This is a genomic window from Curtobacterium sp. MCPF17_050, from assembly GCF_003224435.2.
Classification (GTDB): domain Bacteria; phylum Actinomycetota; class Actinomycetes; order Actinomycetales; family Microbacteriaceae; genus Curtobacterium.
In genome coordinates this window covers 891,227-915,496 of the sequence record NZ_CP126250.1, presented here as the reverse complement: position 1 = coordinate 915,496, position 24,270 = coordinate 891,227, and the positions used below count along the sequence as shown (strand labels likewise).

Genomic DNA, 24,270 nt, shown 5'->3' with positions numbered 1-24,270 from the left:
CGGCGGGCCCGCTGGGTAGGGTCGGACGCGTGACCACCGCGCTCCTGACCGACCAGTACGAACTCACCATGGTCGACGCCGCGTTGAAGGACGGCACCGCCGACCGCCGCTGCGTCTTCGAGGTGTTCGCCCGCCGCCTGCCGGACGGGCGCCGGTACGGCGTCGCGGCCGGACTCGGGCGCTTCCTCACCCAGCTCACCGAGTTCCGCTTCGGCGACGAGGAGATCGGCTTCCTCCGGGACCGCCGCGTCATCGACGAGGGCACGGCGCGCTGGCTCGCCGACTACCGCTTCAGGGGGGACGTCCGCGCCTACCGCGAGGGCGAGGTGTTCTTCCCGAACTCCCCCGTGCTGCAGATCGAGGGCACCTTCGCCGAGGCCGTGATGCTCGAGACGCTCGCGCTGAGCGTGTTCAACGCCGACTCGGCCATCGCCTCCGCCGCCGCCCGGATGGTGTCCGCCGCCGACCGACGCCCGCTCGCCGAGATGGGCTCCCGCCGCACCGGCGAGTGGAACGCCGTGGCCGCCGCCCGTGCCGCCTACATCGCGGGCTTCGGCGCGACGAGCAACCTGGAGGCCGGGCGGACGTGGGGCATCCCGACGATGGGCACGGCCGCGCACGCCTTCACGCTCCTGCACGACACCGAGGAGGCTGCGTTCCGCTCGCAGATCGACGCGCTCGGCACCGGCACGACGCTGCTCGTCGACACCTACGACATCGAGGCCGCCGTCGACACCGCCGTCCGGTTGACGAACGGCAAGCTCGGCGCCGTCCGCATCGACAGCGGCGACCTGCCGTCGGTCGTCGCGAGCGTCCGCGCCCAACTCGACCGGCTCGGGGCGACCAGCACGAAGATCACCGTGACGAACGACCTGGACGAGTACACGATCGCCGCGCTCCGGGCCGCCCCGGTGGACTCGTACGGCGTCGGCACGTCCGTCGTCTCCGGCTCCGGGCACCCCGCCGCGGGCATGGTGTTCAAGCTCGTCGCGCACCACTCCCCCGCGGGCGAGTGGGTCCCGGTGGCGAAGAAGTCGGCCGACAAGGCGTCCACGGGCGGCCGCAAGGAGGCCGGCCGGCGCCTGCGCAACGGGATCGCGACCGCCGAGGTCGTGCTGACCTCCGGATCCGTCGGACCGGACGAGCGGGACCTGCTCGTCCCCGTGGTGACCTCCGGTGAGGTCGACCCCGCGTTCCTCGGCGCCGCCGGGGTCGAGGCGGCCCGGGCGCACCACAAGCGCGCGAAGGCCGAGCTACCGGCGGACGCCGAGCGCATCGGTCGCGGCGATCCGGCCATCCCGACGCTCGTCGTCTGAGCGCGCGGGTGCCGGGCGGCGGGGGTCCTACTCGGACTTCATCTTCTCGTAGATGGCCTTGCAGTCCGGGCAGACCGGGAACTTCTCCGGGTCGCGGCCCGGGATCCACTTCTTGCCGCAGAGCGCCTTGACGGCCTTGCCGGTCAGGGCGGACTCGAGGATCTTGTCCTTCTTGACGTAGTGGGAGAACCGCTCGTGGTCGCCGGGCTCGATCGCCTCCTCTTCCAGGAGCTTCTCGAGTTCGCGGTCCATCACGTCGAGGCCGCCACCACCGGGTTCCGTCGTGCTCATGACACCAGCGTACGTCGCCGTCCGCGGACGCGCTGCCCTCCGGTCTCGTCGAGGGGCCTGCGGACGGTCAGTTCCGCTGCGCGGCGGCCAGGAGGTCCGGGCCGCGTCGGTCGAACACCGCGCCGCCGACGACGACCCCGAGCACGAGCACCGCCAGGCCGACGCCCGCGCCGATCCACATCGCCGGCCACGGGTCGCCGCCGTCGAGCAGGACGCGGACCGCCGACCACCCGGCCGGGACCATGCAGGCCAGCGTGCCGAGGACCATCAGCGTCTGTGCGACCGTCGCCGTGGCACCGGCCGCCTGGGGCTGGTGGAAGGGGTGGTCGCCCGGTCGGACCGTCGGGTAGGCCAGGGCCACCGACACGACGCTCGACAGGCCGAGCCCGCCGAGCAGCGCACTCGCCGAGACACCGACGAGCAGCGGGAACGCGTCCGGGTCCCCGTACAGCCGAGCCGACACCGCGGCACCGAGGACGAGCAGCGGGACACCGACGACGATGAGCGGCACGAGACGCCCGAGGCGGTCGGTCCACCCCGGGGCACCCGAGGCGACGTGCAGCCAGACGGCCGTGTTGTCGTACGAGACGTCGTTGTGCGGCAGGAACCCGGCGATGAGCGCCATGAGCGGCAGCGGCGCGAGCGCGGTCCACGCCCACGGCACACCGGCCACGCCGAGCGGCACCACCACGAGCGGCACGAACACCAGGATGAGGTACGAGCTCCGGTAGCGCGGGTCCCGTCCCCAGTACGTCAGCGCCCGGGCGGCGACCGCGCCGAACGGGGTGGCACCGAGCCGGTCGAACCAGCCGAGGGTGCGGTAGTGCCGGCTCCGGCTCCGGCCCTGGACCGTGACGAGCAGCCGCCCGACGAGGGCCCACCACGCGAGGGCGAGCAGCCCGACGACGACGAGCGCGACCAGCAGCTTGCCGACGGCTGACCCCACGTCCCCGTTCGCGGCGTCCGCGGGGACGGCCCACGCCACTCCCCACGGCGTCCAGCCGGCGACGTCCGCGATGCGCTGCAGTTCCGCGCCGGCGGGTTCGACCCACGCCGGGCGGAGCAGCAGCGGGACCGTCGGGACCGACAGCACGACCACGACGAACGTCACGAACCAGGCGGCGTCCCGGGCGCGGTGCGCGGCGAAGAGCCAGGCGCCGACGGTGCTGCCGACCCGGATGAGCAGGGCGTTCGTCGCGATGACCAGGACCGCGGCGAGGACCCCGAGGAGCACCGGCCCGGCTCCACGGCTCCACGTCACCACCTGGCCGACGGCGAGCACCGCCACCGCGAGCACCGGGACGCCGAGGAGCCCGGCCAGGCCGAGTCCGACGGCGAGGTCCCGGCGGGAGATGCCGTGCACGAGGAAGCGTCGCGGGTCGAGCGGGTCCACGACCCCGACGGCGAGGGACACGAAGGTGCACCCGACGGCGACGGCGGCCCCGACCAGGACCACGACGGCGCGGGCGGCCGCGGGGTCCGCTCCGCGGAGGCCGCCGAAGACGGACGCGACCCAGACGGCGACGACGAGTGCGACGAGGGTGCCGACCACCACGGCCACGGACCGTCGGGCTCCCCCGCGGACCTCGCCCGCGAGCAGGTCGGCCCTCAGCCGGAGAAGCTGTGCAACCATTCCATGCTCTCCGTGACGGGGCGGCCTCCGGCGAGTTCGACGAAGGTGTCCTCGAGGCTGCGACGCCCGCGGACCTGCGCCATGGTGCCGGCGGCCAGGACCTTCCCGCCGACGATGATCGCCACGGAGTCGCAGGTGCGCTGGACCAGTTCCATCGAGTGGCTGGAGAGCACGACGGTGCCGCCCCCCGCGGTGTAGCGGCGGAGGATGTCGGTGATGGTCGTCGCGCTGACCGGGTCGACGGACTCGAACGGCTCGTCGAGCACGAGCACGCGCGGCGAGTGGATGAGGGTGGCGGCGAGGGCGATCTTCTTCGCCATGCCGACCGAGTAGTCGGCGACCGGGCGGCCGAGCGCGTCGCCGAGACCGAACGCCGCGGCCAGGTCGGCGCTGCGGCTGCGAGCGGTCGCGCCGTCGAGCCCCCGGAGCGTCGCCGAGTAGAACAGCATCTGCGCGCCGGTCAGGCGGTCGAAGAGCCGGAGCCGGTCGGGCAGGACGCCCATCGCCCGCTTCGCCGCGGTCGGGTCGGCCCACACGTCGTGGTCGAGGACGGTGACGGTGCCGGCGTCGGGGCGGAGCAGGCCCGTCAGGATCGACAGGGTCGTCGTCTTCCCCGCACCGTTCGGCCCGACCACGCCGAAGATCGAGCCCTTGCGGATCTCGAGGTCGACGTCGTCCGCCGCGAGCGTCTGTCCGTACCGCTTCACGAGGCCGTCGGCGCGGAGCACGACGGGCTGCTGCGGCACGTTCTGCCGGGGTGAGGGGCGCTTCGTCGTCCGCGCTGCCCGGTCGGGCGCACCGGAGGCGCCGGAACCCTCCCGGGCCTCCTGGTCGCCCCGCCCGTCCTCGGGCTCCGCGCGCTCGTCGGCGGTCCGGGACGCGGCCGAACCCTGTGGGCGTGTCGCCCGCCCGGACCGCTTCTTGCCGTTCTTCGTCGGTCGCGGCGCAGGCGTGCTCGTGGCGGCGGCCGCAGCAGCGACGCCGGCTTCCGCGCCGCCCCCTGCCCGCACCGCGCTGCCGGTCGTCTGGTCCGTCATGTCGTCACCCGCGGACGCGTCGTGTGCGCCCGTGTCCCCCGTGTCGTCGTGGTCGCCCGTGCCCGGCCCCGGGGCAGCGGTCGCGTCGTCGTCGTCCTGATCGGCCGTCCATGTGGCGTCCGACGTGCTGTACACGTCGTCGTCTCCCGTTGTTCCTGCCGACACGAGCCCAACCGTACCAACGGTTCCGACCGGTCGGGGAGCCGCGTCCGGCAGGGTCACGAAATGAACACGATGCCGGGCGAGCCGTACCCCGACGCGGCCTGGTTCCGTATCATTCACCGGGACACGACGCAGTGTTCACCACTCGGAAACCTGCCCGCGCCGCGCGGAGCGTCCGCCGGTCGGAGCGCGTGTCGCTCCGGATCGCGCGGACTCTCTGCGAACCCGAACCGGCAGCGAGCAGACTCGAAGAGTCCACCCAGCGCCAGAGGGAGCGCGCCCAGCCAGGGCAGCTCCCGGACACCGGCACCGGTGGACACCGGAAGGGACAAGCATGACCACGCAGATCGTCATCCTCGCAGCGGGGATGGGCAGCCGCCTCGGGCGCAGCCTGCCGAAGCCGCTCACCGAGCTCAGCGACGGCCGCACCATCATGCAGCAGCAGTTCGACAACATCCGCGCCGCCTTCGGGTCGAGCGCCCGGGTGACCATCGTCGTCGGCTACAAGTCGGAGTACATCGTCGAGGCCTTCCCGGAGGCGAACTTCGTCTACAACGAGTCCTACGACTCCACGAACACCTCGAAGAGCCTGCTGCGTGCCCTCAAGGCGACCGGCAAGAGCGGCGTCCTCTGGATGAACGGCGACGTCGTCTTCGACCCGATGGCGCTCGTGCGTGCCGCCGACATGATCGACGAGGGCCGCTCGTTCGTCAGCGTCAACACCGAGAAGGTCTCCGACGAAGAGGTCAAGTACACGGTCGACGCCGAGGGCTTCATCGCGAAGCTCTCCAAGAAGGTCGTCGGTGGTCTGGGTGAGGCAGTCGGCATCAACTACGTCTCCGCGGCCGACAAGCAGGCCCTGGTGCGCCAGCTCGGCCGGGTCGACGACCAGGAGTACTTCGAGGGCGGCATCGAAGCTGCCATCGCCGAGGACGGGCTACGCTGGACGCCGATCGACATCTCGGACCTGTACGCGGTCGAGATCGACTTCGCCGAGGACCTCGAGCGCGCGAACGACCTGTTCGCCTGACCGTCGTCAGGACCCCCTGGTCGTCGCCTGCCTCCGGCGTGGTCCCGACCGGAGGGAACCCATGAGCGGAACGCGCACGCACGCCACGGCAGTCGCGGCGTCGCCGTCGCGGTCCCGGGGCACCGGCCGTCGGTACCGGCAGGCGCTCTGGCTGCTGACCGTCCGCGACCTGCGTGTGCGGTACTCGACGTCCGCACTCGGGTACTTCTGGTCGATCCTCGACCCGCTAGTGATGTCGGCGATCTACTGGTTCGTCTTCACGCAGGTCTTCCACCGCGGCTCGGTGGGCGAGGAACCGTACATCGTGTTCCTGCTCGCCGCCCTGCTGCCCTGGATGTGGTTCACCGGCGGCGTCTCGGACTCCACCCGCGCGTTCATCAAGGAGTCGAAGCTCATCCGCTCGACGACGATCCCGCGGAGCATCTGGGTCGCGCGCATCGACGCGTCGAAGGCGATCGAGTTCCTGCTGAGCATCCCGGTGCTCGCCGTGTTCGTGCTCGCGACCGGGGCGCACCTGCACTGGCAGGTCGTGCTCTGGCCGCTCGCGATCGTGCTGCAGGCCACCCTGGTCTACGGCCTCGGGCTCATCGTGGCCCCGCTCGTGGTGTTCTTCCGCGATCTTGAGCGTGCGGTGAAGCTCGTGCTCCGCTTCATGTTCTACGCGTCCCCGATCATCTACGGCACGCAGGCCCTCCCCCCGGCGTTGCACGACCTGGCCGCGATCAACCCGCTCAGCGGCATCTTCGGGATCTACCGCTCGGCGTTCTTCCCGGGTCAGCTCGACTGGGTCGAGGTGCTCGCCTCGGTCGTGGTCACGGCCGTCGTCCTGGCCGTCGGGCTCGTCGTCTTCCGCCGCAGCGAGCACCGCGTCCTCAAGGAGCTGTGATGGCCACCACCGAACCGACCGTCACCGCGAGCACGACCGCCCCGGTGATCTCCGTCACCGACGCCGGCATCCGGTTCAAGCGGAACCGGCGGGCGAGTCGGAGCTTCAAGGACCTGTTCGGACGCGGGCAGCGGCGACGCAAGGCCGACGAGTTCTGGGCGCTGCGGAACGTCTCGTTCGACGTGCGCCCGGGCGAGGCGATCGGCGTGGTGGGTCGGAACGGGCAGGGCAAGTCGACACTGCTGAAGCTCGTGGCGCAGGTCATGCTCCCGGACGAGGGCCGTGTGCACGTCGGGGCCGGCGTCGCGCCGCTCATCGAGATCACCGGTGGGTTCGTCGGGGACCTCACCGTCCGCGACAACGTCTACCTGACGGCGGGTCTGCACGGGATGTCCCGCGCCGAGATCCGGGCCGCGTTCGACGAGGTCATCGCGTTCGCCGAGATCGGCGACTTCGTCGACACCCCGTACAAGCACCTCTCCAGCGGCATGAAGGTCCGGATCGCCTTCGCGGTCATTTCGCGGCTGGACGAACCGGTGATCCTGGTCGACGAGGTCCTGGCGGTCGGCGACAAGGCCTTCCGTGAGAAGTGCTACAAGCGCATCGAGGAGCTCCTGGCGGGCGGGCGGACGCTGTTCTTCGTCTCCCACAGCGACAAGGACCTGCGCCGGTTCTGCGACCGCGGGCTGTACCTGGACAAGGGCCGGCTGCAGTTCGACGGGCCCATCGGCGAGGCCCTCGACCGGTACAACGCGGACCACGGGGCCTGAGGCCACTCCTGCACAACCGGGGCATCCCGCACCGCGCTCCACAGCCCCCGGTCGTCCGGCGGGCTGACGGGGCCCCGGCGTCGGACCCCACCCCTACTGTGCTGCCCATGCACCACCCCACCACCGCGTACCCAGTACCGTTCACCGTCGACCGATCGGCCGCCCCACGGCGGTACGAGATCATCAACGCCAGTACCGAGACCCTCGACGGCATCGACCTGACGCACCTCGGGACGGGCTACTCCCCGCCGCTCGTCGTCCGTCGGCTCGAGCCCGGTCGGGGGCTGTCCCTCGCCGTCTTCGGCGCAGGACCGGAGGAGACCGGCGTCGTCATCGTGCGGTGGCGTCGTCCGGACCGGTCCGAGTACCTGTGGCGGATGTCCCTCGCCGGTCCCGGGCTCGCGCCCTGAGGCCGCCGCCGCCCGGACCGGTCAAGAACCGGACCGGGCGGCGGCGACCTCGTGCCAGTGGGCGACGAGGCGGTCGACGGCCGCGTGGAAGCGCGCGGTCGCCGTGCCCGGCGTCGTGTCGCCGAAGTACCGCTGCACCCAGTGGCGGAGTCGCGCGAGCTGCTCGGCGTCGTTCGCGGCGCGCTCCACACGGGCGATGACGTCCCCGGCGTCGTCCGCGCGCAGCCAGTCGGCGTCGGACAGGTACCCGCGCTCGTCCACCTCGGCGTCGGCGGACACGGGTCGGGTCACGAGCAACGGCTTCCCCACGGCCAGGCGGTCGTAGATCATCGCGCTGATGTCGGTGATCGCGACGTCGGCGTCCGCGAGCTGCCAGCCGAGCGTCGGCCCGTCGTCGTACACGTGGTGCGCCGACGGGTCGGCGGCGTTGGCGGCCGCGATCGCAGCGACGATCCGCTCGTGCGCGGCCTTGTACGCGGGGTCGACCACGCCGCTCCGCGGGTGCGGGCGGTACACGAGCCGGTGCTGCGGCGACGCGAGCACACGGTCGGCGATCGTCGTCCCGTGACTCGCGATGGACCCGTAAGCAGCGGCGCCGCGGTCACCCTCCCACGTCGGGGCGTACAACACCACGGTGCGGTCGTCGGACGGGTAGGGCGGCTCCCCCACGAAGTGGTCGGCCTGCGGACGCCCGATGGCGATGGTCCGGGCGTCCAGGTCGTAGTCCCACAGCGCGTCGGCGAGTCGGTCCCGGGCGGCGTCACCGGCGATCAGGGCGTAGTCGTACGCCTTGAACTGGTTCGTCGTCATGTACATCTTGTCGCTCTCGCCGTGGTTCACGAAGACGTGCCACATGCGCCCGTACCGCATCATCTGGAAGTTGCGGGCGTTCTGGTTGACGTAGAGCACGGTCTTCGGGGCCTGCTCGGCGACGAACCGCTCGAGGTCCACGACCTGCCGGGCGTAGACGACCGGGACCGGCGACTCGTCGAGCAGCGTGAGCATCGCGCCGGGGCTCCGCGAGATGATCGCGACCCCGCGGTGCCGCGCCAGCTCCGCCAGGGGGCCGTACCACTGCCGGATCTGGTACATGTTCACGGGACCGTCGGCGAAGTACACGGCGATCTCGACCGACCCCGGTGCGGGCCGCGGGACCGAGGGCAGGCGACGGGCCAGCTGCGTGCGGACCTTCCGCGACCGCAGCAGGCGGGCCACGAGACGGATCGCGGTGCGGGCGTCCTTGACGATGGCCATGCTCTGCTCCTGCGTGGTGGTCGGTCGGTGGATGGTGGTCGTGTCGGGGTCGGGCGAGTCCGAGGCGCGCGCCGGGGCTCAGACGACGGGCGGTCGACCCGCGAGCGTCATCCGGCCGATCGTCAACCATCCCATCACCCGGACCGGCCCGCAGTCCGCGCGCCACCCCTCGGCGACGCCAGCGAACCAGGTGGTGAGGCGCCGCGGGGAGCGCCACCAGCGCAGGACCTGGATGGCAGCCCAACTGCCGACGTACAGCGGCCGGAGAACGGCGGGCAGGTTCCGTCGGGCCAGCCAGACCCGGTTCCGCGCGTTGAGCCGCACGTACTCACGGTGCCGAGCGGGGTCGATCGCGGGGTGGTTCGCGACGAGCTCCCCCGCGTACCAGGTGCGACGACCGGCGTCCCAGACCCGCCACGCGAGCTCGATCCCCTCGTGCGCGTAGAAGTACTCCGCACCCCAGCCTCCGACGGCGCGCCAAACGTCCATCGGCAGGACGACGGCGCCCTCCCAGACCGAGAACACCGGAGAGCTCTGCTCCGGGTCGCCCTTGCGGATGCGCGGCACCCAGCGTCGGGGGTTCGCGGCGCCGCTCGGGTCGACGACCCGCGGCTGCACGAGCCCGAGCGAGGGGTCCCGCTCGAAGAGCGCGATCGCGTCGCGCAGGAACGTCGGCGACGGCACCGAGGCGTCGTCGTCGAGGAAGAACACGTAGTCGCCGTCGACCGCCGCGGCCCCGGCGTTCCGACCGGCGGGGATCCCGAGGTTCTCCGGCAGTGCCAGCGCCCGGACCCCGTCCGGCAGGTCCACCGGTTCCCACCCGTTCCCGACGCACATGACGTCGAGGTCGACGTCCTGCTGCGCGAGCACGCTGTCCAGGCCACGGCGGAGGTCCTCCGGCCGGGTCCCCTGCGTCAGGCTGACCACGGCGACCCGTGGCCGCTCGCGGTGCGGGACCGCGCGACGCCGATCGGTCCCCGGCATCACGCGCGGACCCGCTTCGACGAGATGATGGCGAGGAAGTGCCCGGCCGTCGCGAGGACCGCGAGCGGCAGGAGTGCCCCGACCAGGACCCGGTCGGCCAGCGGGTGCCCGACGACGAGGGCGACGAGCGCGACCACGAACGTGATGATCGTCAGCTCGACCGAGTGGTACAGACGGTGGAACGGCAGGAACCGCGCCACCCGACGCAGCGTCGCGAGGCGGGCACCGGACGGCACCGTCACCCCGTCGCGGCGGTCGGCGAGCTTCTCCATGCCGCCGTGGGCACGGGCGACATGCACCATGTCGTTGAGCGCCTTGTTGAGCACGATGACCAGGCCGAGCGCGCAGCCGATCGTCGTCCACATCCAGTCGACGCCCTCGATCGGCCACGTCGCCGCGCGGACGCCGAGCGCGATCGGGATGAGTCCCTCGGTGGTGTAGTGCCCGACCTTGTCGAGGAAGATGCCGGCCGGGGACCGTGTGCCCCGCCAGCGCGCGACCTCGCCGTCGGAGCAGTCGACGAGCATCTGCAGCTGCCCGAGCACGAGGGCGAGCAGCGCGCCCCAGATGCCCGGGATGAGGAGTGCGGCCGCGGTCGACCAGCCGACCAGGATCATCAGGCCGGTGACCTGGTTCGCGCTGACCCGGGTCCGGAGCAGCACCGAGGTCAGGTACGGCGAGATGTCCCGCAGGTACAGCGAGGCCGTCCAGTGCTCCGCGTTCGCCCGGGCGCGGACCTCGTCCGGCTGGGCGACGGCGCGGAGTTCCGCGATCGAGGTGGGGCGTGCGAACCCGCGGCTGTCGGAGGGACCCGGCAGGCCGCCGTTCCCGCGGTCGTCGTCGGCCATGTCGGTCACCGTCCCGTGTGCGTGGTCAGATCGGAGGTCCGGGTGAGGAACCCGATGATGAACCCGACGCCCCAGCCGACGTGGATGCAGGGCAGGACGACGAGCAGCCACGCCCGTGTCGCCGGGTCCGACCGTCGTGACACCGCGAGGGCGCCGACGACGACGAAGAGGAGGTAGACCGCCGGGACCACGAAGCCGACCGTCGCCCAGGCGACGGGGCTGCCGAGCAACGCTCCGACCACACCGACGAGCCCGGCGACCAGGCCGAGCGCGACGGCGACGACCATCGCCGGCGGGACGAAGTAGCGCAGGCCGTTGCCGGCGGGGAAGCGTCGGGCGAGTTCACCGCGCCACAGCCCGGTCGCGACGAACTGGCGGACGAGACGGCGGAGGCTCGGCCGGGGCCGGTAGGTGACGACGAGCTCGGGGGTGAACCAGACCGTGCCGCCGGTGGTGCGCAGGCGCCGGTTGAGCTCCCAGTCCTGCCCGCGCTTGATGCCCTCGTCGAAGAGCCCGACGGCGAACAACCGCTCCCGTCGGAACACCCCGAGGTACGCCGTCTCGGCCGGTCCGGCCTGCCCGCCGACGTGGTGCGGGGTGCCGCCGAGGCCGACGCGACTGCCGTACGCCAGGGCGACGGCCTTCTCGAAGGGGGTGCGGCCCTCGGCGCGCATGATGCCGCCGACGTTGTCCGCGCCGGACTCCTGCAGCGTCCGCACGGCGATCCGCGTGTAGTCCCGCGGCAGGACGCTGTGGGCGTCGACCCGGACGACGATCGGGTGCTCGGAGGCCCGGATCGCGACGTTCAGCCCGGCCGGCGTGGAGCCGACCGCATTCTCGACCGCGCGGATCCGCGGGTCCGCGGCGCTCATCTCGGCGACGAGCTCGTTCGTGCCGTCGATCGAGGGGCCGAGGGCCAGGATGACCTCGAACGGCCCCTGGTAGTCCTGCTCGAGCAGACTGCCCACCGCCGCGCGGACCTCGGTCACCTCGTTGAGGACGGGCATGACGTAGGAGACACCCGGAAGGGCCTGTCCGTCGTGCTGCATGTGATCCTCGGGGTCCGGCGGGCGCGGGACGGCCCGGGGCCGCTCCGCAGAGCGGACCCGAGCCTATCAAGCACCCGCGGCGGCCACCTGGCTGCGCCCCGCCGTGGCCCGGCAGACGCACGGGAGGCTCCCCACCAGCTGGTGGGGAGCCTCCCGTCCGGAGCGTCCCGGGTCAGTTCGAGCTGTCGTACGTGCCGAGCTTGACGTTCGCCGTGCGGGTCTCCCCGTTGCGGACGTAGGTGATCTCGGTCGTCGCACCACCGGCGTAGAAGCGGACCTGCGCGGTGAGGTCGGTGGCGTCCGCGATGGAGGCGTCACCGAGCTTCGTCACGACGTCGCCCTTCTGGAGCCCGGCGTCGGCCGCCGCGCCACCCGAGGTGACGTCCTTGATGAGCGCGCCCACCTGCGTGGCGCTCGCGTCCTCGGTCGCGTCACCGACGGATGCACCGAGCAGACCGTGGGTGGCCTTGCCGTTCTCGACGATCTCGGTCGCGACGCGCTTGACCAGGTTCGACGGGATCGAGAAGCCGACGCCGATGCTGCCGGCCTGCGAGCTGGACGAGTCCGAACTGCCGGCGCTGGCGATCGCGACGTTGATGCCGATGAGCGCGCCCTTGTCGTCGAGCAGCGCGCCACCCGAGTTGCCCGGGTTGATCGACGCGTCCGTCTGGATCACGGGGAGGGAGACGGTCGTGCTGGCTCCGGAGCTGCTGCCGTTGTCGCCGTTGCCCCAGAAGTCGAACGGGCCGTTGCCGTTGTTGCCCTGGCCCTCGTTCGTGTCGCCGCCGGCGTTCGGGTCGCTCGAGGTGACCTGGATGCTGCGGTTCAGCGTGGAGACGATGCCGTCGGTGACGGTGTTCGACAGGCCGAGCGGCGCACCGATCGCGACCGCGGTGTCGCCGACGTTGAGCTTCGACGAGTCGGCGAAGTCGATCGGCGTGAGGTCGGGCGCGTCGATCTTGATGACCGCCAGGTCGACCGTCGGGTCGGTGCCGACGAGCGTGCCCTTGTAGACCTTGCCGTTCGAGGTCGTCACCGAGATGGTGCCGTTCGCGCTGTCACCGTCGAGCGTCACCACGTGGGTGTTCGTGACGATGTAGCCCTCCTTGTTCAGCACGACGCCCGAACCGGTGCCGGCCTCGCTGCTCGCGGAGACGTTGATCGTGACGACCGACGGGGTGGCCTTGGCGGCGACCGCGGTCACGACGGTGGCGGAGTCGTAGTCGTTCACGGTGAGGTTGCCACCGCTCTGCGAGGTGCCCGAGCCACCGACGACCGTGCCGCCGTCCGACGCTGCGCCCGCTGCCCAACCGGCGCCGCCGCCGACGAGACCGGCGATCACGGCGGCCGCGACCAGCGGCAGCACGAGACGGTTCCGACCCGAGCGGTCGCGCGGGGTCGTGCTCGTGGCGGCCGGGGCGCCGGTGAAGTAGTGGCCGTTCTCCGGCCGCTGGTCGGCCGCCGCACCGAACGCACTCGCACCGGAGGCCGTGTGGTGGTCGCTCGCGTGCTCGCCGTACCGGGGAGCGTCCTGGCCGTACGTGCCCTGCTGGCCGTACTGGCCCTGGCCGTACTGCCCCTGGCCGTACTGGTCCTGCTGGCCGTACCGGGTGTCGCCGGACGTGTCGTGCTCGCCGTACTGGCCCTGCCCGTACTGGGCGGTGCCGTACTGGCCCTGCCCGTACTGGGCCGTGCCGTACTGGTCCTGCCCGTACTGCGCGGTGCCGGACTGGCCGCTCCCGTACTGACCCGAGCCGTACTGGTCCGAGCCGTACCGACCCGAGCCGTACTGCCCGCCCTGGCCGTACTGACCCTGCTGCGCGTACTGGCCGTACTGGCCGTACTCGGCGGTCGGTGCCGCATCCGCGGACCCTGCGTCGGCCGTCGGGTACGGGGCGGTGTACCGGTCCGTGTGGTCGGAGGCGCCAGCGAACTGCTCGGTCTCCTGCGCCGGAGTCGTCCCCACCACGTCCATGTCGTCGGCGTCGCGGTGCCCGTGGCGGGTACCGGCTGACTCGTCCGGGCCGGTGGTCTCGTCGCGACGGTCGTCGTCGCCGTGTCCGTGGTGTGTGTCGCTCATGCGGGACGTGCTCCTTCCAAAGCTCCTGCAGTCTTCTCCACCGACCTGGGCGGTCCTGATGGCGCAGCTGCGAGCTGACCAAGCCGATCGTATGCGTCAGCTGTGTGGCCGGTCCTCCGGATGTCCACCGGAGGCGACCCCCGGTCGGACGCTAAAGTTGGGGCCCGACGCGCGCCGAGCCTCCCGGCCGGTGCCCCGAGGGTGAGAGGGGTCGCGCATGCGGCAGACCGGTCCGTGGCTCCGAGCCGCCGAGGGAGCGATGCTGCTGGGCCCCGACGGGGTGCCGGCGCCGACCGTCTTCGCGGAGATGAGCGCCCTCGCCGCAGCGACCGGTGCCGTCAACCTGGGGCAGGGGTTCCCGGACGAGGACGGGCCCGCAGAGGTCCTCGACGCGGCCGTCCGTGCGATCCGGGACGGTGCCAACCAGTACCCGCCCGGCCGCGGGACCCCGGACCTCCGTGCCGCCGTCGCCGAGCACCAGGCGCGCTGGTACGGGCTCGACGTCGACCCCGACCGGGAGGTCCTCGTCACCGCCGGTGCCACCGAGGCCCTGGCCGCGACCCTCCTGGCGCTGGTCGAGCCCGGCGACGAGGTCGTCACCTTCGAGCCGTTCTACGACGCGTACGGCGCGCTCATCCGACTCGCCGGCGCGGCGCACGTCACGGTCCCGCTCCGGGCGCCGGACTTCCTGCCGGACGAGGCGGACCTCCGCGCCGCGTTCTCCGACCGGACGCGCGTGGTCCTCGTGAACACCCCGCACAACCCGACGGGTCGGGTGCTGCCGATCGAGGTGCTCCGCACCGTGGTCGAGCTCGCGGAGCGCCACGACGCCGTGATCGTCACCGACGAGGTCTACGAGCACCTGGCGTTCGCCGGCACCCACGTGCCGCCGGCGTCGTTGCCCGGAGCGCGGGACCGCACGGTGTCGATCTCCAGCGCCGGGAAGACCTTCAACACGACGGGCTGGAAGATCGGCTGGCTCACGGCCCCGGCAGCGCTGGTCGAGGCGATCACGACCGTCAAGCAGTACCTGACCTTCGTCAACGGGGCACCCTTCCAGCCGGCGATCGCGACCGGGCTCCGCCTGCCCGACACGGTGTTCGCCGGGATCGCCGCCGACCTCGGGGCGAAGCAGGAGCTCCTCGCCACCGGTCTGGCCGCCGCCGGGTTCGGGGTGCTGCGCCCGGACGCCGGCTACTTCGTCATCGCGGACGCCGCTCCGCTCGGACACGACGACGCCCGCGCGCTCTGCCTCGAGCTCCCGCGGCTCGTCGGCGTCGTGGGGGTGCCGGTGTCCGCCTTCGTCCGGCCCGACCACGTCGACGGGTACCGGTCGCTCATCCGGTTCGCGTTCTGCAAGCGCCGGTCGGTCCTCGAGGAGGCCGTGTCACGGCTGGCCGGGCTCGCTCAGTCCCGCGGGACCACCGCGTAACGACCGAGGGACAGCGACGGGTTCACCGCCCGCACGCGGTCCGTGACCGCGGTGTCCACCGTCACCACGAGGAGCCCCGGTTCCGCGCCGAGCGCTGCGACCGCGGTGCCCGTCGGGTCGAGCGCCAGCGACGCCCCGATCCCGACCGGGGGCGCCTGACCGACCCCGAGCACCCACACGGTGTTCTCGACGGCGCGCGCCGTGAGCAGGGTCCGCCAGTGGTGCTCCTTGCCCGGACCGCGGACCCACTCGGCCGGCAGCACGACGACGTCCGCGGCCCCGGTGTCCGTCGCGGCGAGACGTCGCGTCACCTCGGGGAACCGCAGGTCGTAGCAGGTCTCGAGCCCGACCCGGACGCCGTCGACCTCCACGACGGGCAGCTGCGCGGGGTCGCCGGCCTCGATGCGGTCGGACTCCCGGGAACCGAACGCGTCGTACAGGTGCACCTTCCGGTAGGTCTCGAGGACCGAGCCGTCCGCACCGATCGCGACGAGCGTGTTGCGGAACCGACCCGGGGTCTCCCCCACCTCGGCGACGCCGACGACGAGTGCGATGCCGGTGCTCCGCGCGATCCGACGGAGGCCCGTGACGAACGAGCCGTCGAGCGGCTGCGCGGCCGCGACGAAGCGGTCGTCGATGTCGGCTGTGAAGTACGAGGTGTACTCGGGCGTGACCAGGAGGCGGGCCCCCCGGGCGACCGCGTCGACGGCGGCGGCGCGGACGGTCTCGAGGTTCGCGGCTGGGTCGTCTCCGGGGGCGAACTGCGCCGCGGCGATGGTCAGTGTCGTCACGGTGCCAGGCTAACCACGCCGGGCTCCGTCAGGACCGGACGTCGAGGACGTCGAACGACCGCCGCAGGATCCCCACGACGTCGTCGCCGCCCTCCGCCCACCTCGCCACCGAGACGTCGAAGCACCCGAGCGCGGCCTGCACGACCGTCCGCGCACGCAGGTCGCCGTCCGTCCCCCCGAGCCGGTCGACCACCAACGGGAGGAGCACCTCGGCCCAGGCGTGGTGCTTCTCGGTGTTCCGCGCCCGGAGCGACGGTGTGCTCAGCATCACCCGGACGGAGCGCCGTCCGGTCTCCGGGTCGTCGTCGCTGCCGTGCTCGAGCATCGCCACGAAGGCCTCACGCAGGGCGCTCCAGACCGGTTCGTCCGCCGGACGTGCGCCGAACGCCGCGGCGAGGGCGGCACCGTGCCGGGCCGGGTCACCGATGACCGCGTCCTCCTTCGCCGGGAAGTACCGGTGGAAGCTCCGTGCCGAGATGCCCGCCTCCGCAGCCACCTGCTCGACCGTCACCCGGTCGAACCCCTCCGCGTCGAACCGGGCGATGGCGACCGCGGCGATGCGCGCTCGCACTGCGTCGCGGGCGATGTCCCGTAGTCCGGGCCGTGCCTCCGCCGTCTCGCTCATGGTCCGATCGTACCCCTGAGTCAGCGTCTGCCGTACTTGACCGACTCTGACAGTTTCGGCGTACAGTGCCACTCGAACCACGATCCGTTCCAGGAGGACGACATGCAGCAACGAACACTCGGACGACAGGGCCTGGTCGTCAGCGCGATCGGCTACGGCGCGATGGGCACGACCTTCGCGTACGGCCCCGGCGACGACACGGAATCCGTCGCCGCGATCCGGCACGCGCACGACCTCGGCGTCACCCACTTCGACACCGCGGAGCTCTACGGCTGGGGAAGCGGTGAGCGGCTCCTCGGCGCCGCACTCGCCCCAATCCGCGATCAGGTCACGATCGCGACGAAGTTCGGCTTCACGGACACGTACGCCCCGAACTCGCAGCTCGACCACATCCGCGACGTCGTCGACGCCAGTCTGCGGAACCTCGGCACCGACTCGATCGACCTGCTCTACCAGCACGCGCACGACCCGCAGGTCCCGGTCGAGGACGTCGTCGGCGTCATGCAGGAGTTCGTGCAGGCCGGTAAGGTCCGCTACCTCGGCCTGTCGAACACCGACGCCGAGAACATCCGCCGGGCGCACGCGGTCCACCCGATCTCCGTGCTGCAGACCGAGTACTCGGTCTTCGCCCGCGAGTCGGAGGACCTGTTCCCGGTCGTCGACGAGCTCGGCATCGGTCTCGTCGCCTACTCACCCCTGGCACGCGGCTTCCTCAGCGGCGCAGTGCGACCGCGGAGCGCCTACGCGGAGGACGACATCCGCCAGTGGCTGGAGTGGTGGGCCCCGGAGAACTGGGACGCGAACACCGCGGTCGTCGCAGGGCTCACCGAGCTCGCTGCGGAGAAGGACGTCTCCCTCTCGCAGCTGGCGCTCGCGTGGATCCTGGCGCAGCGCGACGACATCGTCCCGATCCCGGGATCGCGGAACCCGGGGCGCGTCGCCGAGAACGTCACGGCCGCTGACGTCACGTTCACCTCGGACGAGCTCGCGCGCATCGACGCGCTCGGTCGCGGCGTCCGTGGCGCACGCGCCACGAGCTGAGCGAGCGACCGCGTCCGCGCAGGAGCCGTGACGGCCGGGAGGCTCGGTGCCAGCCGGCGCCGAGCCTCCCGGCCGACTCGGCGCACCCCGGCGTGTCGGCCGCGACAGCGGACGCGGCGATGCGCCACGACGAGCGAGGGACATCCGGCGGTGCGGACCGTGCGAGAGTGCCGGGCCGGGCCGCGCCGGGCCGCGCCGGGCCGCGAACAAGCACCGGAACGCGAAGAAGCCCCGGTCCGTGAGGACCGGGGCTTCTCGTGTCGCGTTGGTTGCGGGGGCAGGATTTGAACCTACGACCTCTGGGTTATGAGCCCAGCGAGCTACCGAACTGCTCCACCCCGCGGCACATGGAAAACACTACACGGGATCGGGCGGGGTGCCAAATCGAGCACCCCGCCCGCCCGCATCAACCGTCGGAGCCGCTGCCACCCTGCGCTGCGATGGCGTCCTCGACGGCCTCCTGCAGTCGCTGGTCGGCCTCGGCGGCGGCGACCAGGTCGTTGTCGGCGTACGCCTGCTCACGAGCCCGGAGCGCCTCGTCCGCTTCGGACAGCGCCTGCTGCAGGTCCGGCGTCGCAGCGCCGGAGGACGACCCACCGGTCGCGCCGCCGGTCGCACCACCGGTGGCACCGCCCGTCGAGCTCCCACCCGTCGACGTGTCGGAGCCCTCGTCGTCGGAGTCCGAGTTCCCCGCAGCCGCACCGGAGTCACCCGCGGCCGCGCCCGAGTTGCCGCCGAACAGTTCGTCGAGCGCCTCGTCGAGCGTGTCCTCGAACGCGATCTTGTCCCCGAAGGCCACGAGCACCTTCTGCAGCAGCGGGTACGACCCACTCGACGTGGACTGCACGTACACCGGCTGCACGTAGAGGAACCCACCACCGACCGGCAGCGTCAGCAGGTTGCCCTGCTTGACGGTGCTGTTGCCCCGCTTGAGGATGTTGAGCTCCTGCGAGACGGCCGGGTCGGAGTTGAACAGGTTCTGCACCTGCGACGGGCCGGGGATGCTGTCGGTCTTCGGGATCGTCAGCAGCGTGAGCTTGCCGTAGCCCTCGCCCTTCTTGCCCTTGCCTGCCCCGCTGGCGTCGGATCCGACGGCCAGGTAGCCGGTCAGCACGTTCCGCGCGTTCGACGACGAGTTCTGCTTCGGGATGTAGGTGCTGTACAGCGAGTAGGCCGTGCCCGCGCCCGGCACCTTCATCGTCAGGTAGTACGGGTCCTGCTGGTCCGGGTTCGTCGCCGTGGTCTGCGTCCCGAGCGCGTTCGTGGTGTTCGCGTTCGTCCCGGTGGTGGTGCCCGCCGAGTCGGCGTCCCCGGCGCTCGTCGAGGTCGAGGTCGGGTCGACCGGCGTCGTCCACGCGTCGTCGCCCGAGTAGAACGAGTTCGCGTTGGTGACGTGGTACGTGCCGAGGATGCTCCGCTGGACCTTGAACAGGTCGGTCGGGTAGCGCACGTGGGCGAGCAGGTCGGCGCTCATCGCGGACACCGGCTGCAGCGACGTCGGGAAGACCTTCTGCCACGTCTTGAGCACCGGGTCCTTCGTGTCCCAGGCGTAGAGCGTGACCTTGCCCGTGTAGGCGTCGACCGTGGCCTTCACCGAGTTCCGGATGTAGTTCACCTGGTCGGTGCGGAAGCTGCCGGACTCGGTGCCGTTGATGCTGTCCGTCATGCTCTGGCTCTGCGAGTACGGGTACGCGTTGCTCGTCGTGTAGCCGTCGACGATCCACTTGATGCGGTTGTCGACGATCGCCGGGTACGCGTCCTGGTCCAGCTTCAGGTAGGGCGCGACGTTCTGCACGCGCTTGACCGGGTCACGGTCGTACAGGATCTGCGAGTCGGCGTTGACGGCGTTCGACAGCAGGATCTGCTCCGACTGGAACTTCGCCGCGTAGACCAGGCGGTTGAAGAAGTTGCCGATCTTCGGTCCGCCGTCCGCCGCGTAGGTCGTGGTGGCGTTGCCGTCGTCGTCGTCCGAGCCGGACGGGTAGTCGAGCTCGACGTCCTTCGTGCCCTCCGGTGCCCCGACGATCGAGTACGCCGGCGAGTTCTCGCCGAAGTAGACGCGCGGCTGGTACTTGCCGAGGGTGTCGCCGGCCGGGATGCCCGACTCGATGAACACCGGCTTGCCGTCGGATGCCCGCTGGTTGCCGTACGCCGCGACGACGCCGTAGCCGTGCGTGTAGACGAACGTCCGGTTGTACTGGGTGGCCGAGGCACCGAGGCCGTCGAGGTCGATGTCACGCACCGCGAGCACGGTGTCCTCGGTCTTGCCGTCCACCTGGTAGCGGTCGACGTCGAGCTGGTCGGGGAACTTGTAGTACTGCCGGTACTGCTGGAGCTGGCTGTACGTGTCCGAGACGATCTTGGGGTCGATGATGCGGATGTTCGCCGTCGTCTGGGCGTCCTCGGACAGGGCACCGGTCGTCGCCGTGGTGGTGGCGTCGTAGTCCTGTTCCTGGACCCCGGCGACGTTGTAGGCGTCCCGGGTGGCGTCGATGTTCCGCTGGATGAACGCGGACTCGAACGAGCGCTCGCTCGGTGCGACCTGCAGGCGCTGGACGATCCACGGGTAGATCCCGCCGATGACGATCGCGGACACCAGGAGCAGCCCGGTCCCGATGATCGACACGCGCCAGCGGCCGATGACCGCCGTCACGATGAACAGGATCGCCACGATCGCCGCGATGCCCGCCATGATCTCGCGGCCCGGGATCGTCGCGTTCACCTCGGTGTACTGCGCGCCCGTGATGAGGGAGTTGTCCTTCGTCAGCGCCGTGTACTGGTCGAGCCAGAGGCTGGCGGCCTGCAGCGCGATGTAGAGCGCGGCCGTGATCGCGAGCTGGATGCGCGCGGCCTTCGAGATGCGGACCTCTCGACCGCCGAAGCGGATCGCGCCGTACAGGTACGTCGCGGCGAGCGCGGCGAGGCCGGCGATGAGCACGACGGCGGACGAGTACGCCACGACGGCGCGCCAGAACGGCAGCTCGAAGACGTAGAACCCGACGTCGAGCCCGAACTGCGGGTCGGTCTTGCCGAACGGCGTCCGGTTGAGGTACTCGAGGACGGTGTTCCAGCGCGGTGCGGTCGCCAGACCGGCGAAGACGCCGAGCACCGCGGGGATGCCGAGCACCACGACGCGGCGCAGCGGCTCGATGACCTGCTGGTAGCGGTCGAGCTGCGCGTTGAGCTTCGCGTAGACCGGACGGAACCGGAAGGCGAGGACGATGCTCAGCCAGACCGGGATCGCCATGCCCAGGAAGCCGGCGACGAACATGGCCGTCCCGGCGAGCCACCGGGTGGTCAGGACGCGCTCGAACCCGAGCTGCGCGAACCACGCGTAGTCGGTGTACAGGCTGGCGAAGATGAAGAAGCCGATCACCAGTGCGGCCAGCACGATGATCGTGACCACGATCGGGACACGCGGCGAGCGCCGTCCCGCGGTGGACGAGGTGTTCGTCACTTGTTGTGCTCCAGACGTGTCGGACCGGCGGCGCCGGCAGGCCGAGCCGTCAGTGCTGCCGATCCTATTCGTCCCGGCCGACAGTGAACCTGTGCCGCATCTCAGGATCGCGCCCCGGGCCTCCCGGCCGAGCCGTCCGGGCCGTCCCTGCCGGTCGTCCGGGAGGCCGGCGGCCCGGAGACCGCGGCAGTGCGCCTGGCGCTCAGGAGGTGCAGCGCTCGAGCCCGGCCGTGCTCCGGCCCGCCGCGATCGTCTCGAGGTCGGTGACCGCCTGGTCGAGGGTCGAGACCGCGTACACATCGAGGCCGTCCGGGACGTGTCCGACCACCTCGTCGCAGTTCGCCTTCGGGGCGAGGAACACCGTGGCGCCCGCCGACTCGGCGCCGTGGAGCTTCTGCCGGATGCCGCCGATCGGTCCGACCGCGCCACCGGCGGTGATCGTGCCGGTCCCCGCGACGTGCTCGCCGCCGTTCAACCCGCCGGGCGTGATCTCGTCGATGATCCCGAGCGCGAACATCATGCCCGCCGAGGGCCCGCCCACGTCCTGCAGCGCGATGTCGACGTCGAAGGGGAAGTCGTAGTGCTCGACCACGCCGACGCCGAGCAGCGCGGTGCCCTGCTCGGTCCGCGGGGTGACCGAGAGCTCCCGCGTCGCCCCGTCCCGCTCGACGGTGATCGTCGCCGGTGCGCTCGTGCCGTGCTCCGCGACGAGCTGCCGGAGGGTCGACGCGTCGGAGTTCGTGGTGAGGGACGTGCCGTCGAACGCCGTGATGACGTCCCCCTCACGGACCACGCCGTCGGCCGGGGAGCCCTGCTGCACGGTGCCCACCTCGAGTTCGCTCGGGACCTCGAACCCCTCCTGCACGAGGGCCGCGGCGACGGAGGACTGCTGGGAGTTCGTCATGTCCGCGGCGTCCTGCTCGTTCACCTGCTCGGTCGTCCGTCCGGGCGGGTAGATCGCGCTGGCGGGCACCACCGCCTCGGACTCCGAGAAGAGGGCGCGGATGACGCTCGTCCACGGCGGCCGTTCGGTCGCCGTGCCCTGCACACTGACCGTGAGCATGTCGAGCGCGCCCGACGTCGGGTAGGTGCGGTGCCCGTCGATCTGGATGAGTTCGACGTCCTTCGCGTCCTTGCCGGTCCCCTGCCGCTGCGTGCCGATCGTGTTGAACACCGGGCCGGGCATCTCGATGAGGTACGGGCTCGGCAGCAGGCTCGCGACGACCGCCAGGACGAGGGCGCCGACGACGAAGGCCCAGCCGACCGTCCGTGAGCGCGAGCGACGACGGGGGGCGGGGGCGAAGAGGGTCACACGGGTCCTTCCGGAGGCTGTTCGCCCACGGCGCAGCCGGACGGGCGGTTGCCCGGGCCGGTCCCAGGCACGGCCTCACGGGCAGCGGTTAGCGTAGTCGGCATGCCTGATCAACCGCAGCCGGGGCCGGACGACGACTTCCGGGAGATGCTCCGCAAGCTCCTGTCCGGCGAGGGCCAGATCGACCCGTCGCAGCTCGCCGGAGCCGCCGGCCTGCCGAACGACCCGACCTTCGTCGCGAACCTCATGAGCCAGCTCCAGCGGGCCGCGCAGGACGGCGGCGACGGCATCGACTTCACCGTGACGGCCGAACGCGCCGCCACGATCGCCCGCGAGGGCGAGCAGCCGCTCGACCCCGCCACCGCGCAGGCAGCGGCGCAGGCCTTCCAGGTCGCGGCGCTCTGGCTCGACGAGGTGACCACCGTCGCGGAACTCACCTCGACGCCGAGCGTCTACACGCGCGAGCAGTGGGCGAAGGCGACCGCACCCGTGTGGTCGCAGATCGCCGAGCCCGTGGCGTCGAGCATCGCGACCGCCCTCACCGAGGCGATCGACCAGCGCGCGCCCGAGGAGCTCAAGCTCATGCTCGGCGACGTCTCGAAGGCCATGCGCGGGGTCGGCGGTGCGCTCTTCGCGATCCAGCTCGGCCAGGTCGTCGGGCAGCTCGCCAAGGAGGTCGTCTCCGGCGGCGACGTCGGCGTCCCGCTCCTCGACGAGCAGGTCGCCGCGCTCGTGCCGCAGAACGTCGCCGAGTTCGCCGAGGGCCTGGACGTCCCGGCCGACGAGGTGCGCATCTACCTCGCCGTCCGCGAGCTCGCCCACGCCCGACTGTTCCGCTCGGCACGCTGGCTGCGGCTGCACATCATCTCGTCGATCACGGAGTACGCCAAGGGCGTGCACATCCCGTTCGACCGGGTCGAGGAGTCCCTGTCGGGCATCGACCCGACCGACCAGGAGCAGCTGCGGGACGCGCTGGCCTCCGGGGCGCTCATCCCGCCGCGGACCCCGGAGCAGGACGCTGCCCTCGCCCGACTCGAGACGATGCTCGCGCTCGTCGAGGGATGGGTCGACACCGTCACGGCCGCCGCGACCGCCCGTCTCCCCCGCTCCGGCGCGATCGCGGAGATGGTGCGACGTCGTCGCGCCGCAGGAGGCCCGGCCGAGTCCGCCTTCGCGACGCTGGTCGGTCTCGAACTCCGCCCGCGCCGACTCCGTGAAGCGGCCGCGATGTGGCAGCGGGTCACCGACGAACTCGGTGCCGGCGAGCGCGACGCGCTCTGGGCCGCGTTCGACCTGGTGCCCGGTTCGGACGACATCGACGCGCCGGAGTCCCTGGTCGCCCGGCTCCGCGACCCGTCGCAGACGCCGGAGGACGACGCGTTCGACCGAGCGCTCGAGGACCTGCTCAACGACACCACCGCCGACCGTCCGCACGAGGACGAGGACGGCGGCATCGAGGACTCCGGCATCGAGGACTCCGGCGACGGCCCGACGGCCGGGCCCGCCGACGGCGACCCGCAGGGCGGACCGCGGCACTAGTAACCCTGTCGGGACGGGAGGCGCGACCCGCCTTGCGTCCCGACCGTCCGGCCCGCCTCGTCTTGTCCACAGATCGGCGTCCGGACTGCCCCGTCGGCGGTGCCTGCGCCAGCGTGGACGCATGGGCATCCGCATCGACCCGACGCTCGAGTTCATCTGGCGCGATCCGTGCACGGTCCAGCTCGGGGTCGACCCGCCGCGCGCGCTGGTCACCGTCCCGACGACGGCCGAGGAGCGCTTCCTCTGCGCGCTCCGGAGCGAGACCGGACGGGACGCGATGGCCGGGGTCGCCCGGAGCGTCGGGTGCCCACCCGCCGTCGCGG

20 protein-coding genes and 1 tRNA gene are annotated in these 24,270 nt (G+C 71.9%); 8 read left to right on the top strand and 13 right to left on the bottom strand.

Features of this window, described 5'->3' with window-relative positions:
* Positions 1 to 68: 68 nt before the first annotated feature.
* Complete coding sequence (locus DEJ34_RS04375) at positions 69 to 1,316, top strand: nicotinate phosphoribosyltransferase (RefSeq protein WP_284180718.1); 1,248 nt, start codon at positions 69 to 71, stop codon at positions 1,314 to 1,316.
* Positions 1,317 to 1,343: 27 nt separating this feature from the next.
* Here the strand turns inward: DEJ34_RS04375 and DEJ34_RS04370 are convergent, their stop codons facing one another.
* The 3 genes from DEJ34_RS04370 to DEJ34_RS04360 all read right to left on the bottom strand — a co-directional run bounded on the left by DEJ34_RS04370 (position 1,344) and on the right by DEJ34_RS04360 (position 4,442).
* Positions 1,344 to 1,607: a DUF3039 domain-containing protein gene (locus DEJ34_RS04370; RefSeq protein WP_110823714.1), complete on the bottom strand. Its 264-nt coding sequence runs from the start codon at positions 1,605 to 1,607 to the stop codon at positions 1,344 to 1,346.
* Positions 1,608 to 1,674: 67 nt separating this feature from the next.
* Positions 1,675 to 3,240 carry an ABC transporter permease gene (locus DEJ34_RS04365; RefSeq protein WP_146236931.1) on the bottom strand — a complete coding sequence of 522 codons (1,566 nt, stop codon included), beginning with the start codon at positions 3,238 to 3,240 and terminating at the stop codon, positions 1,675 to 1,677.
* Positions 3,216 to 4,442 carry an ABC transporter ATP-binding protein gene (locus tag DEJ34_RS04360; RefSeq protein ID WP_258368345.1) on the bottom strand — a complete coding sequence of 409 codons (1,227 nt, stop codon included), beginning with the start codon at positions 4,440 to 4,442 and terminating at the stop codon, positions 3,216 to 3,218. Before DEJ34_RS04360 ends, DEJ34_RS04365 begins: the two co-directional genes overlap by 25 nt.
* 331 nt (positions 4,443 to 4,773) lie before the next feature.
* Here DEJ34_RS04360 and DEJ34_RS04355 point away from each other — a divergent pair, with 331 nt between their 5' ends.
* The 4 genes from DEJ34_RS04355 to DEJ34_RS04340 all read left to right on the top strand — a co-directional run bounded on the left by DEJ34_RS04355 (position 4,774) and on the right by DEJ34_RS04340 (position 7,535).
* Entirely contained in the window at positions 4,774 to 5,469 is a 696-nt protein-coding gene (locus tag DEJ34_RS04355; protein ID WP_110823712.1) for a phosphocholine cytidylyltransferase family protein, read from the top strand.
* A gap of 61 nt (positions 5,470 to 5,530) precedes the next feature.
* Positions 5,531 to 6,355: an ABC transporter permease gene (locus DEJ34_RS04350; protein WP_110911536.1), complete on the top strand. Its 825-nt coding sequence runs from the start codon at positions 5,531 to 5,533 to the stop codon at positions 6,353 to 6,355.
* On the top strand, positions 6,355 to 7,125 hold the full coding sequence (locus tag DEJ34_RS04345; protein WP_110823710.1) for an ABC transporter ATP-binding protein: 771 nt from the start codon (positions 6,355 to 6,357) through the stop codon (positions 7,123 to 7,125). The genes DEJ34_RS04350 and DEJ34_RS04345 overlap by 1 nt, the downstream gene beginning before the upstream one ends.
* Before the next feature lie 107 nt (positions 7,126 to 7,232).
* Positions 7,233 to 7,535 (top strand): hypothetical protein, encoded by a 303-nt coding sequence (locus tag DEJ34_RS04340; protein ID WP_110911537.1) that lies wholly within the window; start codon positions 7,233 to 7,235, stop codon positions 7,533 to 7,535.
* Between the two features lie 21 nt (positions 7,536 to 7,556).
* On the opposite strand, the gene DEJ34_RS04335 is transcribed toward DEJ34_RS04340, so the two are convergent.
* From DEJ34_RS04335 to DEJ34_RS04315, 5 genes are all read right to left on the bottom strand, one after another.
* Positions 7,557 to 8,789, bottom strand: a complete 1,233-nt coding sequence (locus tag DEJ34_RS04335) for a CDP-glycerol glycerophosphotransferase family protein (protein WP_110911538.1) — start codon at positions 8,787 to 8,789, stop codon at positions 7,557 to 7,559.
* Between the two features lie 78 nt (positions 8,790 to 8,867).
* Positions 8,868 to 9,773, bottom strand: a complete 906-nt coding sequence (locus tag DEJ34_RS04330; protein WP_110911539.1) for a glycosyltransferase family 2 protein — start codon at positions 9,771 to 9,773, stop codon at positions 8,868 to 8,870.
* A complete protein-coding gene (locus DEJ34_RS04325) occupies positions 9,773 to 10,621 on the bottom strand; it encodes a CDP-alcohol phosphatidyltransferase family protein (protein ID WP_110823999.1) in 849 nt (282 codons plus the stop codon). Before DEJ34_RS04325 ends, DEJ34_RS04330 begins: the two co-directional genes overlap by 1 nt.
* Positions 10,622 to 10,626: 5 nt before the next feature.
* Positions 10,627 to 11,670, bottom strand: coding sequence for a glycosyltransferase family 2 protein (locus DEJ34_RS04320; protein ID WP_110823706.1), 1,044 nt, complete (start codon positions 11,668 to 11,670; stop codon positions 10,627 to 10,629).
* A 172-nt stretch (positions 11,671 to 11,842) separates the two neighbouring features.
* Positions 11,843 to 13,750, bottom strand: a complete 1,908-nt coding sequence (locus DEJ34_RS04315) for a S1C family serine protease (protein ID WP_258368346.1) — start codon at positions 13,748 to 13,750, stop codon at positions 11,843 to 11,845.
* Between the two features lie 217 nt (positions 13,751 to 13,967).
* Between DEJ34_RS04315 and DEJ34_RS04310 the strand changes: the two genes are divergently transcribed.
* Positions 13,968 to 15,182, top strand: a complete 1,215-nt coding sequence (locus DEJ34_RS04310) for an aminotransferase class I/II-fold pyridoxal phosphate-dependent enzyme (RefSeq protein WP_110911540.1) — start codon at positions 13,968 to 13,970, stop codon at positions 15,180 to 15,182.
* On the opposite strand, the gene DEJ34_RS04305 is transcribed toward DEJ34_RS04310, so the two are convergent.
* The gene (locus DEJ34_RS04305) at positions 15,158 to 15,973 is read right to left on the bottom strand and encodes a carbon-nitrogen hydrolase family protein (RefSeq protein WP_110911541.1); all 816 of its coding nucleotides are present in this window, start codon (positions 15,971 to 15,973) and stop codon (positions 15,158 to 15,160) included. The two genes, DEJ34_RS04310 and DEJ34_RS04305, sit on opposite strands and share 25 nt — an antisense overlap.
* A 28-nt stretch (positions 15,974 to 16,001) precedes the next feature.
* On the bottom strand, positions 16,002 to 16,598 hold the full coding sequence (locus tag DEJ34_RS04300; RefSeq protein ID WP_110823703.1) for an acyl-CoA-like ligand-binding transcription factor: 597 nt from the start codon (positions 16,596 to 16,598) through the stop codon (positions 16,002 to 16,004).
* Positions 16,599 to 16,700: 102 nt separating this feature from the next.
* Between DEJ34_RS04300 and DEJ34_RS04295 the strand changes: the two genes are divergently transcribed.
* The gene (locus DEJ34_RS04295) at positions 16,701 to 17,639 is read left to right on the top strand and encodes an aldo/keto reductase (protein WP_110911542.1); all 939 of its coding nucleotides are present in this window, start codon (positions 16,701 to 16,703) and stop codon (positions 17,637 to 17,639) included.
* Positions 17,640 to 17,905: 266 nt separating this feature from the next.
* Here the strand turns inward: DEJ34_RS04295 and DEJ34_RS04290 are convergent.
* The 3 genes from DEJ34_RS04290 to DEJ34_RS04280 form a co-directional block, all read right to left on the bottom strand.
* A tRNA-Met gene (locus tag DEJ34_RS04290) sits at positions 17,906 to 17,982 on the bottom strand.
* A gap of 63 nt (positions 17,983 to 18,045) precedes the next feature.
* Positions 18,046 to 21,096 (bottom strand): UPF0182 family membrane protein, encoded by a 3,051-nt coding sequence (locus DEJ34_RS04285; RefSeq protein ID WP_181420657.1) that lies wholly within the window; start codon positions 21,094 to 21,096, stop codon positions 18,046 to 18,048.
* Positions 21,097 to 21,298: 202 nt separating this feature from the next.
* Positions 21,299 to 22,408 (bottom strand): YlbL family protein, encoded by a 1,110-nt coding sequence (locus tag DEJ34_RS04280; RefSeq protein WP_110911543.1) that lies wholly within the window; start codon positions 22,406 to 22,408, stop codon positions 21,299 to 21,301.
* Positions 22,409 to 22,510: 102 nt separating this feature from the next.
* On the opposite strand from DEJ34_RS04280, the gene DEJ34_RS04275 reads away from it, so the two are divergent.
* Positions 22,511 to 23,947 (top strand): zinc-dependent metalloprotease, encoded by a 1,437-nt coding sequence (locus DEJ34_RS04275; RefSeq protein ID WP_110823700.1) that lies wholly within the window; start codon positions 22,511 to 22,513, stop codon positions 23,945 to 23,947.
* Positions 23,948 to 24,270 lie beyond the last annotated feature (323 nt).

Excerpts from the sequence above, each read along its gene's own strand:
- DEJ34_RS04300 (WP_110823703.1), bottom strand. The coding sequence starts at position 16,598 with ATGAGCGAGACGGCGGAGGCACGGCCCGGACTACGGGACATCGCCCGC.
- DEJ34_RS04325 (WP_110823999.1), bottom strand. The coding sequence starts at position 10,621 with ATGGCCGACGACGACCGCGGGAACGGCGGCCTGCCGGGTCCCTCCGAC.
- DEJ34_RS04345 (WP_110823710.1), top strand. The coding sequence starts at position 6,355 with ATGGCCACCACCGAACCGACCGTCACCGCGAGCACGACCGCCCCGGTG.
- DEJ34_RS04315 (WP_258368346.1), bottom strand. The coding sequence starts at position 13,750 with ATGAGCGACACACACCACGGACACGGCGACGACGACCGTCGCGACGAG.
- DEJ34_RS04310 (WP_110911540.1), top strand. The coding sequence starts at position 13,968 with ATGCGGCAGACCGGTCCGTGGCTCCGAGCCGCCGAGGGAGCGATGCTG.
- DEJ34_RS04355 (WP_110823712.1), top strand. The coding sequence starts at position 4,774 with ATGACCACGCAGATCGTCATCCTCGCAGCGGGGATGGGCAGCCGCCTC.
- DEJ34_RS04350 (WP_110911536.1), top strand. The coding sequence starts at position 5,531 with ATGAGCGGAACGCGCACGCACGCCACGGCAGTCGCGGCGTCGCCGTCG.
- DEJ34_RS04375 (WP_284180718.1), top strand. The coding sequence starts at position 69 with ATGGTCGACGCCGCGTTGAAGGACGGCACCGCCGACCGCCGCTGCGTC.
- DEJ34_RS04335 (WP_110911538.1), bottom strand. The coding sequence starts at position 8,789 with ATGGCCATCGTCAAGGACGCCCGCACCGCGATCCGTCTCGTGGCCCGC.
- DEJ34_RS04295 (WP_110911542.1), top strand. The coding sequence starts at position 16,701 with ATGCAGCAACGAACACTCGGACGACAGGGCCTGGTCGTCAGCGCGATC.
- DEJ34_RS04365 (WP_146236931.1), bottom strand. The coding sequence starts at position 3,240 with ATGGTTGCACAGCTTCTCCGGCTGAGGGCCGACCTGCTCGCGGGCGAG.
- DEJ34_RS04330 (WP_110911539.1), bottom strand. The coding sequence starts at position 9,773 with ATGCCGGGGACCGATCGGCGTCGCGCGGTCCCGCACCGCGAGCGGCCA.
- DEJ34_RS04275 (WP_110823700.1), top strand. The coding sequence starts at position 22,511 with ATGCCTGATCAACCGCAGCCGGGGCCGGACGACGACTTCCGGGAGATG.
- DEJ34_RS04370 (WP_110823714.1), bottom strand. The coding sequence starts at position 1,607 with ATGAGCACGACGGAACCCGGTGGTGGCGGCCTCGACGTGATGGACCGC.
- DEJ34_RS04340 (WP_110911537.1), top strand. The coding sequence starts at position 7,233 with ATGCACCACCCCACCACCGCGTACCCAGTACCGTTCACCGTCGACCGA.
- DEJ34_RS04320 (WP_110823706.1), bottom strand. The coding sequence starts at position 11,670 with ATGCAGCACGACGGACAGGCCCTTCCGGGTGTCTCCTACGTCATGCCC.